The organism is Halogranum roseipondis (assembly GCF_059695585.1).
Genome location: NZ_CM185235.1, coordinates 639,279 through 652,042 on the forward strand (window position 1 = coordinate 639,279; position 12,764 = coordinate 652,042).

General features: G+C 66.3%; 14 protein-coding genes. 9 read left to right on the forward strand and 5 right to left on the reverse strand.

Annotated elements, in window-relative coordinates; all coding sequences use genetic code 11:
* Window positions 1-27 precede the first annotated feature (27 nt).
* The 7 genes from EOHIBHHM_RS03485 (at window position 28) to EOHIBHHM_RS03515 (ending at window position 5,195) form a co-directional block, all read left to right on the forward strand.
* Complete coding sequence (locus tag EOHIBHHM_RS03485) at window positions 28-519, forward strand: hypothetical protein (protein ID WP_497254675.1); 492 nt, start codon at window positions 28-30, stop codon at window positions 517-519.
* Window positions 516-2,078: a sodium:solute symporter family transporter gene (locus tag EOHIBHHM_RS03490; protein ID WP_497254677.1), complete on the forward strand. Its 1,563-nt coding sequence runs from the start codon at window positions 516-518 to the stop codon at window positions 2,076-2,078. Before EOHIBHHM_RS03485 ends, EOHIBHHM_RS03490 begins: the two co-directional genes overlap by 4 nt.
* Complete coding sequence (locus EOHIBHHM_RS03495) at window positions 2,078-2,524, forward strand: hypothetical protein (protein ID WP_497254679.1); 447 nt, start codon at window positions 2,078-2,080, stop codon at window positions 2,522-2,524. Before EOHIBHHM_RS03490 ends, EOHIBHHM_RS03495 begins: the two co-directional genes overlap by 1 nt.
* Window positions 2,525-2,631: 107 nt before the next feature.
* The gene (locus EOHIBHHM_RS03500) at window positions 2,632-2,787 is read left to right on the forward strand and encodes a hypothetical protein (protein WP_497254681.1); all 156 of its coding nucleotides are present in this window, start codon (window positions 2,632-2,634) and stop codon (window positions 2,785-2,787) included.
* A gap of 226 nt (window positions 2,788-3,013) precedes the next feature.
* Window positions 3,014-4,201: a LolA family protein gene (locus EOHIBHHM_RS03505; RefSeq protein WP_497254683.1), complete on the forward strand. Its 1,188-nt coding sequence runs from the start codon at window positions 3,014-3,016 to the stop codon at window positions 4,199-4,201.
* Between the two features lie 303 nt (window positions 4,202-4,504).
* Window positions 4,505-4,876, forward strand: a complete 372-nt coding sequence (locus EOHIBHHM_RS03510) for an ArsR/SmtB family transcription factor (protein WP_497254685.1) — start codon at window positions 4,505-4,507, stop codon at window positions 4,874-4,876.
* Between the two features lies 1 nt (window position 4,877).
* The gene (locus EOHIBHHM_RS03515; protein WP_497254687.1) at window positions 4,878-5,195 is read left to right on the forward strand and encodes a DUF7521 family protein; all 318 of its coding nucleotides are present in this window, start codon (window positions 4,878-4,880) and stop codon (window positions 5,193-5,195) included.
* A 5-nt stretch (window positions 5,196-5,200) separates the two neighbouring features.
* Here EOHIBHHM_RS03515 and EOHIBHHM_RS03520 read toward each other — a convergent pair whose 3' ends face one another.
* A complete protein-coding gene (locus EOHIBHHM_RS03520) occupies window positions 5,201-5,926 on the reverse strand; it encodes a helix-turn-helix domain-containing protein (protein WP_497254689.1) in 726 nt (241 codons plus the stop codon).
* A gap of 106 nt (window positions 5,927-6,032) precedes the next feature.
* On the opposite strand from EOHIBHHM_RS03520, the gene EOHIBHHM_RS03525 reads away from it, so the two are divergent.
* The gene (locus EOHIBHHM_RS03525; protein ID WP_497254691.1) at window positions 6,033-6,902 is read left to right on the forward strand and encodes an SDR family oxidoreductase; all 870 of its coding nucleotides are present in this window, start codon (window positions 6,033-6,035) and stop codon (window positions 6,900-6,902) included.
* On the opposite strand, the gene EOHIBHHM_RS03530 is transcribed toward EOHIBHHM_RS03525, so the two are convergent.
* The 3 genes from EOHIBHHM_RS03530 to EOHIBHHM_RS03540 form a co-directional block, all read right to left on the reverse strand.
* Window positions 6,903-8,342: a short-chain fatty acid transporter gene (locus tag EOHIBHHM_RS03530; RefSeq protein ID WP_497254693.1), complete on the reverse strand. Its 1,440-nt coding sequence runs from the start codon at window positions 8,340-8,342 to the stop codon at window positions 6,903-6,905. It abuts the gene before it with no gap.
* A 194-nt stretch (window positions 8,343-8,536) separates the two neighbouring features.
* Window positions 8,537-8,896, reverse strand: a complete 360-nt coding sequence (locus EOHIBHHM_RS03535) for a DUF7344 domain-containing protein (RefSeq protein WP_497254695.1) — start codon at window positions 8,894-8,896, stop codon at window positions 8,537-8,539.
* 160 nt (window positions 8,897-9,056) lie between these two features.
* The gene (locus EOHIBHHM_RS03540; RefSeq protein ID WP_497254697.1) at window positions 9,057-9,671 is read right to left on the reverse strand and encodes a DUF6663 family protein; all 615 of its coding nucleotides are present in this window, start codon (window positions 9,669-9,671) and stop codon (window positions 9,057-9,059) included.
* A gap of 92 nt (window positions 9,672-9,763) precedes the next feature.
* Between EOHIBHHM_RS03540 and EOHIBHHM_RS03545 the strand changes: the two genes are divergently transcribed.
* Window positions 9,764-11,086, forward strand: coding sequence for a hemolysin family protein (locus EOHIBHHM_RS03545; RefSeq protein WP_497254699.1), 1,323 nt, complete (start codon window positions 9,764-9,766; stop codon window positions 11,084-11,086).
* A gap of 113 nt (window positions 11,087-11,199) precedes the next feature.
* Here the strand turns inward: EOHIBHHM_RS03545 and arcD are convergent, their stop codons facing one another.
* On the reverse strand, window positions 11,200-12,705 hold the full coding sequence (arcD, locus tag EOHIBHHM_RS03550; RefSeq protein ID WP_497254701.1) for an arginine/ornithine antiporter ArcD: 1,506 nt from the start codon (window positions 12,703-12,705) through the stop codon (window positions 11,200-11,202).
* Between the last annotated feature and the right edge of the window lie 59 nt (window positions 12,706-12,764).

Consider the following 12,764-nt stretch of genomic DNA (forward strand, 5'->3'; position numbering starts at 1 on the left):
CCGCTCGCTACCCTGTTCCAAGTAGGCATGGTGGAAACACGTGACACACGAAACACGCTGATGGGCGTCCTCGCCCTGCTCGCCGCGGCGTTGCTGGTCGCCGCTGCGGTACAGGCGTATCGAATCTTCTCGTATCTGGCGGTCGGACTGCTGGTCGGGTCGATCGCAGTCGCCTCGATCGAACGCAACGCGAGCGAACTGAACGTCGCCCCGTACAACGGGTTGGTCGTCGGGTGGGCGATCGTGTTCGCGGTTGGTTTCACGGGCATCTGGCTGCTGTGGAACCCCTCGGTGACGTCGTACAGCTACGTGCTGGGACTGCCGACGGCGACGCTCGTCTACGTCGTCTGTATCTGGCTGCTCCCCATCCTCGGAGCGTTCTACTACGCGTTCGTCTTCGCCCGGATCGGCGACGACGACGTCGTCGACGGCATCATGGACGACGCACGCGAGGCACAGCGGGGACGGAGCCTCCCGCTTTCGACCCGCGTCGAGGCGGACGGAGGTGACGACCAGTGACGTCGACCGTCCTGCAGGCGATCCCCATCGCCGACAGCCCGTTCGTCCTCATCTTCGGCGGCCTCTACATGCTTCTCGTCCTCGGCATCGGCGTCTGGGGCTACATGCAGACCGAGTCCACGAGCGACTTCCTCATCACCGGCAAGTCGATCGGGACGTGGGTGCTCGCGCTCACGGCGTTCTCGGTCATCCAGTCGGGGTTCGGCTTCGTCGGCGGCCCCGAACTCGTCTACTCGTTCGGGACGACGGCGCTGTGGATCTTCTTCACCGCGCCGCTGGGGTTCGTCGTCACGTGGGTGCTGCTGGCCAAGCGGATGCGCATCCTCGCGGACATCAGGAACGTGATGACGCTCGCCGACGGAATGTACGTCCGCTACGAGAGCGACGCGGTCCGAGGGCTGACGGGCGTCGCGGTCGTCGTCGGCGTCGTCGCCTACCTCGCGACCAACCTCGCGGCGCTGCAGTACGTGATGCGTGCCATCTTCGGTCTCCCCGTCATCTGGGGACTGTTCATCGGCGCGGCGATCCTCTTGCTCTACAGTATGCTCGGCGGGATGATCGCCGGCGTCTGGACCGACTTCGTGCAGGCGATCACGATGATCGTCGGCTCGGTGCTCGTGTTCGCGTTCGCGCTCGGGTTCGGCGGCGGGATGGAGACCATCTCGCGGAACCTCGCCAGCGCCGACCCGGCGCTCATCTCGCCGTTCGGCGCGCTCGGCGAACCCGTCGCGGCCGTGTTCGTCGGCCTCGGCTGGTGGATCCTGTTCTCGCTCGGTGCGGCGGGACAGCCCCACCTCATCACGAAGTTCTACATGAGTAAGAACCTCAAAATCCTCCGCTGGGGCGCGCCCATCGCGGCGGTCACCTACGCCGTCTCCAGTCTGCTGGCGTTCTCGACCGGCCTGTCGATGCGGGCGATGGTCGAGGCGGGCCAGACCGCCGCACCGAAGAGCGCGTCCGTCGTCGGCCCGGTGTTCGTCCTCGAACACACTCCCGGCGTCGTCGCGGGGCTCATCCTCGCCGCACTGCTGGCGGCGATCATGAGCACCAGCGACTCCTTCCTCAACATCGGGGCGGCGGCCATCTCCCGAGACATCCCGCGGGCGCTCGGCCGCCCCATCGAGGACGACCGGACCGAACTCCGCGTGACGCAGGGAGCGCTCGCCGGGCTGACGGTGATGTCGACGCTCATCGTCTTCTACTCGGAGACGCTCGTCGGCATCCTCGGTACCATCGGCTGGGGGTTCTTCGCGGCCGCCTTCGTCGCCATCGCGGCGCTCGGGCTGAACTGGAAAGGAGCGACGAAAGAGGGTGCGGTCGTCGCCATCGTCGGCGGACTCGCCATCAACCTCCTGTTCAGCGCGGTGCCGCGCATCGCCGACGTCGCCGGGCTCCCGGGCGTCGCCGAGAGCGTCATGGCGTTCTACCCGTTCACCTCCGGCTTCCCGGTCGGAACGGTCGCACTGCTCGTCACTATCGTCCTCTTCGTCGGCGTGTCGCTGGCGACGCAGGAGGGCCAGACAGTGCCGAAGGACATCGCCGTCCTCCTCGAACGCTGATGCCCGAGGAACGACTCGCCCGGTTCACGCAGTGGTTCAGACAGCGGCCGACCTCCCTGGAGTTCTGGGAGGTGGTCGTCACCGACGAGCGACTCGTCTGGTGTTTCGTGGGCGAGTCGTTCTCCTCGCTGCTGCTTCGGGCGGACGTCGGCGAGACCGGCCGCCGCGAGATCGACCGGCGGGAGTCGGGCGAGTTGCTCGCGCTGAACGAGGAGAACTTCGCGGTTCCGCTGGCAGACGTTCGTAGTATCGAACTCGACGAGGGGTCGCGCTTCCGACGAGCGTCGCTGACGCTGACGTGGGAAGGCGACGGCGGAGAGCAGTCGTGGACGCTCTCGAACACGAGCGACGGCGACAGCCAGCGCGACGTCGTCGAGTCGCTGGCGGCCGACGAGCGGGTGGCGCACGTCGACGTCGACGTCGAAGAGCAGCGCAGCCTGTTCTGAGCACCGGTTCCGTCTCGTCGCGTCTCCGAGAGCGGACGTTCGGTGCGAGTGACACTACTTTGATTACGTCTCGACGACAGCGTCCTCAGAAGGGGAGTGATCGATACATGGCCGACTCTTCCGAGGTCGTCAGCCTTCTGGTCGTACTCGAGTTCGTCGTCGTCGCCGTCGTCGTGCTGCTCCTGGTCCCGTTCGAAGCTGCAGCACCGTTCGTTCCACTGCTGTTGTTCTTACTTGTCGTTCTCTATCTGTACCGTTCTTGAGTCGTCCAGTACGTTCTTCGTCGCTACTGACCGTCGGTCTCTCAGCACCCGACGTCTCACAGAACTGGTCGGTTCCAGCGGCTGCGGGGAGAGCTGTTTCGGAAGTAGCTCGTTTCTGGTCCCGCCCTCACGGAGTTCCGGCAGGATTCGACTGCTGGGTATCCGGAACTCTTTACCAGCCAGTTATCCGACACGCAGTCGAACCCCCACCCAACGTGCTACTAGTATGATTCGCCCTCCACTCCGATTCGACCGACGCACACTCGTCGCGCTCGTGCTTCTCGGCGTCGCACTCCCCGCAGTCCTCTGGGCGTCGGGGGGTGCGATAGGGGGAGACACCAGCCCCTCGGTCGACGCGAACGTGACAGAGCGTTACCGCTCCGTCGACGCGCTCACTGGAACACGGACGGTCGTGGTGCGAACGAACGGCACCGTCACGTCCCGGAACGTCGCCGACGTCACGCTCGTCCCGGGCACCGACCGAAAACGGGTCCGTTTCCGGGACGCATCAGACCGGCAGTACGAACTGCAGGTCTCGAACGGGTCGACGCTCTGGCTCCACGACACCGACCGAGACGCCGTGACCGCCATCGAGTTGACCGGACCGCCGACCGATTCGCGAACGGCTACCCGACTCCAACAGCTCGTCGCGGCTGCGGGGCTGGCCGACGACGCGGGCCGACCGCAATCGGTCGGTGTGTCGCCGCTGCCCACCTTGCCGCGACACACCGGCGTCGCCCCCCAAGCCGACGCGAACGGTAGTTATGCCGTCGAGTTCGTCGAAACCGATACCGTCGGCGGGCGAGACGCGTACGTGCTCGACGTCTCCACTGCGACCAACCGGAGCGAGGCTCGCTACCGACAGCGGCTGTGGGTCGACGCCGAACGGTTCTACCCACTGCGTCAGCAGACGGCGTGGACCGACGACGGCACCCGACGGTCGGTGATGACCACGTACACGAACGTCACGTTCGACGCCCAGGTGTCGGCGGACGCGTTCCGCCCCGAGGTAGACGCCGACACGACGGTACGGCGACCGGACACTCCCGACACGGAGTGGTACCGGAGCAGCGCCGACCTGGAGGCGAAGAGTTCGATCTCGGTGCCGGACCCGACTGTACCGCCCGCGTTCGAACTGGTCTACGCCACACGAACGACCGGCCGCATCGACGGGGTCGGACTGCGATACGCCGCCGACGGACGCTATCTCACGGTCGCGAAGTTCAGCTACACGCTCGACATCGACCCCGACGAGCGCGACGTGACGATCGATGGTCGGCCGGCGACCTTCGACTACGGGCCAACCACCTCGCTCTCGTGGAACTGTGACGGCTACGGCTACACCGTCCGGGGAACCGGCGTCGAGTCGGAGCGCTTGACCGAAGTCGCCCGATCGGTGGGTTGTCGAGCCTGAGACCCCGCGAACTTCTGGGTCAGAAACTCGCCCCCTTTTTATATCATCCGTCGGTCCGTCGGTCGAGCTGCAATGGGGCCTCGCCGAGCCGAAGACGCGCTGCCCATCCCGGTAGTAGCGTAACGTGCACTCTGACAACACACTGTGCCCCATTGTGGTCACTGCTGACGCATCAGCCCCTCCAGGGTATCGCCGCATCGCTCCGACCGCCCGCCGTACTCCCGTCCCGAACCGGTCGCCGCGACCGTTCGTGTTCGGAATCCGTGGGCATATTAACCCGACAGGCAGTCGTTCGACCGAACCGTGAGTGAGGATCCGGCGCTGGGTGAGATGCTCGACGTCCTCAGCGACGAGTACGCCCGGGACATCCTCGCAGCGACGAGTATCAAACCAATGTCCGCACAACAGCTCGCCGACGAATGTGAGATGTCCAAACCGACGGTCTACCGTCGGGTGGAACAGCTACGAGCGTACGGGCTCCTCGACGAACAGACCAAGGTTCGGACCAGCAACAACCACTACAGCGTATACACGGCGACGCTCTCGGAGTTCTCTATCGAGTTGGACACTGGGTCCTTCGAGGCGGCCGTGACGCGCACCGACGGCGACGCGTTCCCCGGAGAGGAGGAGAGCGACACCGCCGACCGCTTCACGAAGATGTGGGAGGACCTCTGAGATGGCTCCCGTTCCCGTGGCCGCCGTCGTCGACTGGGTCATCGTCGCGCTCGCCCTCGGTTCGACGCTCGTCGGTAGCTACGTCGGATACCAGGCCTATCGCGGATATCGTCGCCACGACAGCCGACCGATGCAGGCGCTCTCCGCGGGGCTGTTTCTCCTCACGGCCGTCGCGTTCGGCATCGCCTTCCTCGGCTCGCTACTCCTCCGTCAGGGGTATCTCGGCCTCCAGTACCAGCAACTGCTCACGCTCGTCACGAGACTGTTCCAGTTCCTCGGCGTCCTGCTGATCGCCTACTCGTTACACTCGCGAGGATAGTCCGCTCATTCCCGTTCGGTCACCGCCGTCTCGTCGAGACTCGCCGTCGCCGAGACGACCCGCTCCAACACCTTCTGTTCGCTCCGGCGCAGGTTCTTCGAGGCGGCGGTCTTCGAGACGTCGAACTCCTCGGCGAGCGTGCCGAGCGTCGCGTCTCGCGGCGTCTGGAAGTAACCCCCCTCGACGGCGCGTTCGAGCGTCCGCCGTTCCACCTCCGAGAGCGCCCGACAGCCGTCGAGCAGCTCCTTCGCCGGGTCGACGTTCTGGACGATGTCGAGATAGTCGTCCAGCGAGGTCGCGTTGCGCGCCTCGACGGAGAAGTCGTTCTCGCGTTCGAGTTCCGCAAGTGCGTCGTCGGCAGCCTCGCCCGTGTCGAAGCCGACGTTCCACAACTCGCTCCCCTCGCGGATGCGGAACGGCCCGGTGATGTAGCCGTCGTTCTCGCGGATGACCTTCATCGCGTTCGTCTGCTCGATGTCGGATTTGATGACCGCCGACTCCCCCTGTCGGGAGAGGAGGTCGAACTCGCGCATCCCTCTCTGGTCGCCCAGCGCGCCCAGTCCGTTCGTCAGCGCGCCCCGGTCGTCTCCCTCGACGAGGATGCGCGTCTCCAACGTCTCCCGAGCGGCGTTGAAGTCCCAGTGCATCGTGTAGAAGGAGACGTCGACGTCGTCGGTGACGGCGATGTACGGGCAGTCGTACTGCACCATATCCATCGTCAGAGAGATCATAGCTACGTGCTACTCACTCACAATGCGTAATTAATCGTGTGGTACGTGCCACGGGGCTTAACATATCAACCCCCCGTTTTTCGCCCGTTCGTCACCTCTCTCGAGTATGGCCGACGACACCGACTCCGAGCACCTCACCGCACCGACGTTCGACCCCGACGACGTCCTCGTCGTTGACGACGACCACTTCACGGCCGACACCGTCGCCGTCGTCACGGGCGGCGGCTCCGGCATCGGCCGCGCGACCGCGCTCGCGCTGGCGACGAACGGGCTGACGGTCGTCGCCACCGACGTCGACGACGGGGGACTCGACGGCACCGTCGAGACGGCCGCCGAGTTCGACCTCGCCGGGACGGTCGAGACGGTCACCGCCGACCTGACCGACGACGAGGAGGTCGAGGGGATCGTCGAGGAGGCGGCCACGTTCGGCGACGTCCGCTATCTGGCGAACGTCGCCGGCATCCAGCATATCGACCCCATCGACGAGTTCCCGATGGAGCAGTACGATCTGATGCACGACGTGATGGTCCGAGCGCCGCTGAAGCTCTCACAGCTCGTCGTCCCGCACGTCCGCGAGACCGACGACGGCGTCGGCGCGATCGGCAACATGGCGTCGGTCCACGGCCACTACGTCACCGCCGACAAGGTCGCCTACAACGTCTCGAAGTTCGGGCTGCGCGGGCTCACGCAGTCCATCGCCGCCGAGGGCGACGGCGACCTCCGGGCGTTCTCCGTCAGCACGGGCTACGTGAAGACGCCGCTCGTCACGAACCAGATCCCCGACACCGCAGAGCAGCGAGGCATCAGCGTCGACGAGGTCGTCGAGGACGTGATGCTCGGTCAGTCGCGCACGAAGGAGATGATGACGCCAGTCGAGGTCGGCAACCTGTTCGTCTTCGGCTTCTCGAAGCACGGGAAACACCTGAACGGCGGCGACCTGACGTTCGACGGCGGGATGACGTTCACCTACGAGTAGTCACATCGGTAGGAACGTCACGCCGACGAGGACGATGCCGCCGACGCCCAACAGCACCAACACGCAGTAACCCATGATGTCGCGGACGGAGAGCCCGCTGATCGCCAACAGGGGGATCGCCCAGAACGGCTGAATCATGTTCGTCCAGGCGTCGCCCCACGCTGCGGCCATCGCGACGCGGGGGACGCTGGTGTCGCTGGCTTTCGCGGCCGTCACGAGCGTCTCGCCGATGACGGCCCACTCGCCGCCGCCGCTGGGGACGAACACGTTAACGACGCCGGCCGTGAGGAAGGCGATGGCGGGGAGGAAGAAGCCCTCCGGCGACAGCTGGACTATCCCCTCTGCGATCTGCGTCGCGAGACTCGTCGACCCCTCGGGCGCGTAGGCCATGATTCCCATGATCCCCGCGTAGAACGGGAACTGGAGGATGATCCCCCAGACGTTCTCGACGGCCTCCTTGACGGCCTCGATGTAGGCGGCGGCCGACCCGTGGAGCAGGAGACCGAGGAAGAGCAGTGTGAAGTTGACGATGTTCAGATCGAGGTTGTTCCACGGCATGACGCCGTCGGCGACACCGGTGAGGAAGTAGAGGACGACCGCCGTCAGTCCCACGAGCCCGACGACGACGCCGAGGGCAGTCGACCGTTCGATGCGGTCGGCGACCGTCGCGTCTGCCGTCGACGCGGGCGGCGGGGTCGCCGTCTCGCCGCCGTCGGCGGCGGTGTCGAGGTCGGCGGGGTCGATCGGCGTCTTCTCGTCGTCGCGCGTGGGGTACATCAGCGCGAACAGCGCCGGCAGAAACAGAAACGAGACAACCGCGAAGAGCACGAGGTTCAGCGGCGTGAAGATCGTCGCGGCGGTGCCGATCGTCGACTCCAAGACCCCCGCTTCCAGCAGGAAGTTACCGTCGTCGGGACTGGAGTTCAAGACGAGCGGGATCGACCCAGCGAGTCCGCCGTGCCAGACGACGAACCCGGAGTACGCGCCGGCGACGACGATGGGGAAGTCGATGCCACGCAGTTCGTTGGCGACCTTCTGTGCGAAGAGCCCGCCGACCACGAGGCCGAGTCCCCAGTGGACGAACGAGGCGGTCGCGGCGACGACCGGGACGAACGCGGCGGCGCTCCGCTCGCTCGACGGGAGCGTCGCGAGCCGAGCGAGAAGACCGTCGACGACGCTCGTCTGCGCGAGGGCGTACCCGGTCGTCAGGACGAGCGTCATCTGCATCGCGAAGGAGAGCAGGTTCCAGAACCCGCCGTACCAGCCGGTCGTGAGGATCGACCGGGCGTGCCCGAGCGTCGACCCCTGTGGCTCGACGAACGCGAACGCCATCCCGTAGGTGACGAACGTCAACAGGATCGCGAACAGGAACGCTTCGGGGAGGAACCGTTCGACCAGCCGCGAACTCCCCTCCGCCATCCGTCGGACGATGTTTGCCATGGATGCGGATAGCTGTCGCGCACTCGTTCATAAAAATACGGGATGGTGTCGCGTGAACGACGCCAAAACCGCACGACGTCGCCGACGGGATGGACGAAGACAGATGGCTCTGGTGACGACGACCCGTTGCCCGGTTCGCGTCCGCCGACGTCGTCACTCGCTGGTGTGGATGGCCGGAGAAGTCGTGGTGCGGGTTATGCGAGAGCCTCGAATGCGGCTGCGTTTCCGGTCACGTGCACGCCGTTGGTCTGCGTGACCGAGACGATGCTCGCGTCGGCCAGCTTCGGCAGGTGGGTGTGGTGCAGCGAGACGAGAACGCGCTCGAAGCGGTCTTCGGGCACTTCCTCGCGGCTCGTGCCGAACTCCTCGGCGGCGACGGCTTCGGCCAGCTCGTCCAGCTCCACTGCCGAGTCACGGCGGCGCAGACACGTCAGCACGGCGCGGCGGCGGGCGTCGGCGAACACGTCGCTTGCGGTCTCGGCGGGGATGTCCGCGTCGGGGTCGTCGTCGGTCGTTGCGATGGTGAACGTGCTTCCTCTGTCTTCAACGCTCATACATGGTGGCATACGCGGAGTAGGTATAGCGTGTTTGCCAAAACAGATAGGTGCGAAATCGGAGGCGGTCGAATCACGGCTGTAGAACGCTGTTCGGTGGGTTTCGGTGACTCGTTTTAAATACTCCTCCCTCTCACTCACCTCCCGCAGGACGACGAACTCACTCCCGCGGGCAGTCGTACGTGTCGCGGACGGTCTCCGCGAGGATCCCCTCTGCCCGGAAGACGATGTAGACGAGCACGAACGGCTCGTCGGCGGGGCGCATCACGAACACCTCGCGGGGGCCTTCGTCGTCGCGGTTCTCGTTCACGCGCTGGACGAGGGGTTCCAGCGGACGGGTGCCGCTGCGGAACTCCTCGAACAGGTCGCGTGCGCCGGACTGCTTCGCGAAGACGTAGAGGACGCCGTTGGCCGCGCCGTCGGTGTCGTAGGTGACGCGGGAGTTCATCCCTTCACCCTCGGCTTCGGCGGTCTGCCACGTCTCGCGGGCGGCCTCGAAGACGCCGGTGACGTCGTCGACGAACTCGATGCGGCTCCGACTGTCGACGTCGACCGACGCGAACCGGGCCGTTCCGTCGTCCCAGGCGAGCGACGCGTCGACGACGTAGCCGGGGCGGAGGTCGTCGACGGTGGTGTCGTCGCCGCCCGCGAGGTCGCCGTCGCCGTCGGTGCGGACGTACGTCGGCTCGAACGTCTCGAGGTCGATGAGCAGCAGCTCCGGTCGCTCGCGGGGGCTGTCGAGGACGCGGAACCGGCCGCTCGTGGTCAGTTCCATAGCTGCCGGTAACCGTCGCGGCCGCTTAAGCCGGGCGGTCCAGCCTCGACCGTTAGGCAAGGAACTATGTCACGCTCTCCGAATGAGGTGGCATGGTGCAGGTCTTCGACGTGACGACGATAGTCGGCGTCGCGACAGTCGCAGTACTTCTGGTCTGTAGTGCGTTCTTCTCCGGAAGCGAGATCGCCGTGTTCTCGCTCGAACGCCACCGGCTGAGCGCGCTCTTCCAGCGCGAGACCGACAGTCGCGTCGCCCCGCTGCGACGACTCCGCGACGACCCACACCGCCTGCTCGTCACCATCCTCGTCGGCAACACCGTCGTCAACGTCGCGATGGCCAGCATCGCCACCGCCGTCGTCGCTCGTATCTTCGACCCGACGACGGGTGCGGTCGTCTCGACGGTCGTCGTCAGCGGCCTCGTCCTCGTCTTCGGCGAGATCTCGCCCAAGTCCTACGGCGTCGCCAACGCCGAGTCGGTGGCACTGTCGGTGGCCCGCCCGCTCGAACTGGTCCAGAAGGCGCTGTATCCGGTCGTCCTCTTCTTCGATCTGGTCACGAGCGGCATCAACCGCGTCACCGGCGGCGGACAGGACATCGAACGCCCGTACGTCACCCGCGAGGAGATCGAGGCGCTGCTGACGACGGGCGAACGGATCGGGGCCATCGAGGAGGCGGAACACGAGATGGTTCAGGGCGTCTTCGACCTCAGTTCGACCAGCGCCCGCGAGGTGATGGTGCCGCGGGTGAACGTCGTCGGCGTCGACGTCGAGACGCCGCTGGAGGAGGTGCTCGAGATCTGCTCGACGAACCGTCTCACTCGACTCCCCGTCTACGAGGGGACGCTCGAACAGATGGTCGGCATCGCCGACATCCGCGACGTCGAACGCGCCGCCCGCGAGGGGCTGAGCCTTCGAGACGTGCTGCTGCCGACGCTGCAGGTGCCCGACAGCCGTGAGATCGACAACCTCCTCACCGAGATGCAGGAGAAGCGCGTCCCGATGGTGGTCGTCCGCGACGAGTTCGGCGAGATGGAGGGGATCCTCACCGTCGAAGACATCTTAGAGGAGATCGTCGGCGAGATCTTCGAGGTGGGCGAAGAACGGTTCATCCGCCCGACCGCCGACGGCTTGCTGGTGAAAGGTGAGGTGACCGTCGGCGAGGTCAACGACTTCCTCGACGTCTCGCTCCCCCGCGAAGGCGACTTCGAGACGGTCGCGGGACTCATCAACACCGAACTGGGTCGCATCGGCGACGTCGGCGACACCGTCGAGGTGGCGGACGTCTCGCTGACGGTCGAGCGCGTCGACGGCAACCGCATCAGTCGAGTGCGCGTCGAGCGACTCGAAGACGTGACGTCGGACGAGGAGGGAGACGTGGACACAGATGCGAACACGGACGCGGAGACGGGAGAGTAGCGCCGCCGCTCGCTCGTCGGATGCGCGGCGAGAGAGGACGAGACGAACTGTGTGACGAGAGCGACGAAGAACTGCGAAACGAACGGAGCGCGTCGTCGCCGACGTGTGAGGCGTCAGTCGTCGTCGTCGGCGATGGACTTGACCGCGCCCTTGATGCCCGCCTGCGTCTCCGCTTCCTGCGCCGTGATGCGCCACCCGGTGACGCCCATCAGGACGAGGATGGCCGGCGAGAGGAACCCGAGGAAGTAGTACGGCGCGTAGCCCGCGAGTCCCCAGTCACCGGCCCAGACCGGGACGCCGAGCACGCCGGCCATGTAGACGCCGCCCGCGTTCCACGGGATGAGCGCGCTCGTCGTCGTCCCGGCGGCCTCGACGCCGCGCGAGAGGTTCCGCGAGTCGAGGTCGTACTCGTCGTAGAGCCCGCGGAGGCTCATCCCGGGGACGACGATAGACATGTACTGTTCGGCCGCGAGGACGTTCATCCCGATGGCGGAGGCGGCGGTGCCGACCGTGAGACCCGCGACCGACGAGATGAGTTTGCCGACCGCGTGTGCGATCACCGCGAGCACGCCCGTCCGTTCGAGCAGACCGCCGAGCGAGAGCGCGGCGACGACGATGGTGATGGTCCACGCCGACCCGATGAGACCGCCCGTGTTCAGGAGGCTGTTGACGAGTTCGACGTTCGTCTCGGGGGCGGTGCCGTTCTGGGCGACCTCCCAGGCGGTGACGAACCCCTCGACGCTGGCGGGGCCCTGGACGAAGATCTGCGTGAACGCACCGACGAAGATCCCCGCCGCGAGCGCCGGGAGCGCCGGGTAGCCGCGCAGCGCGAGTCCGAACGTGACGACGAGCGGGATGAACACCAGCGGCGACACGCTGTACGCGCCGGCGATGGCGCTCTGGATCTCGTTGACGCGACCGGCGGGCGTCCCGCCCGTCGCGGATAGCCCGAGCACCGCGTAGCCGACGACCGAGATGGCGAGCGCCAGCCCCGTCCCGACCCGCATCGTCCGGATGTGGGTCATGAGGTCGGTGTTGGTCACCGCTGCCGCGAGGTTCGTCGTGTCCGAGAGCGGTGAGATCTTGTCACCGGTGTAGGCACCGGTCAGTACCGCACCGGCCGTCATCGGTTCGGGGATGCCGAGTCCGGCCCCGATGCCGATGAACGCGACGCCGAGCGTCCCCGCCGTGGTCCACGACGACCCGACGGCGAACGCGACGAGCGTCGCGAGCAGGGCCGCCGCCGGCAGGAAGATCTGCGGCGAGAGGACGTCGAGTCCGTAGTAGATGAGCGCCGGAATCGTCCCCGCGCCGGTCCAGACGGCGATGAGGATGTAGATGACGAAGATGATGAGTATCGCCTGCATCCCCATTCGCAGGCCGTCGACGATGCCCTCGTACATCCGCTGCCAGGAGACGCCGATCCAGTAGCGACCGACCAGCCCCGTGAGCACCATCCCCCACACGAGCGGGAAGTGCGCGTCGAGCCCTAACCCGATGGCCCCGACGCTCAGGAACAACAGCATCCCGACGACGGGCACCAGCGCCTGCAGCAGCGTGGGCCGCTCGTCGGCCGGGATGTCGTCGTATGTCAGCGGTTCGAACGATAGTGTCGCCATGTGGGCGACGGTATTCCGTTAGCGCATATGTATCTGCGGTTTGTATGCGCCCTAGGCAT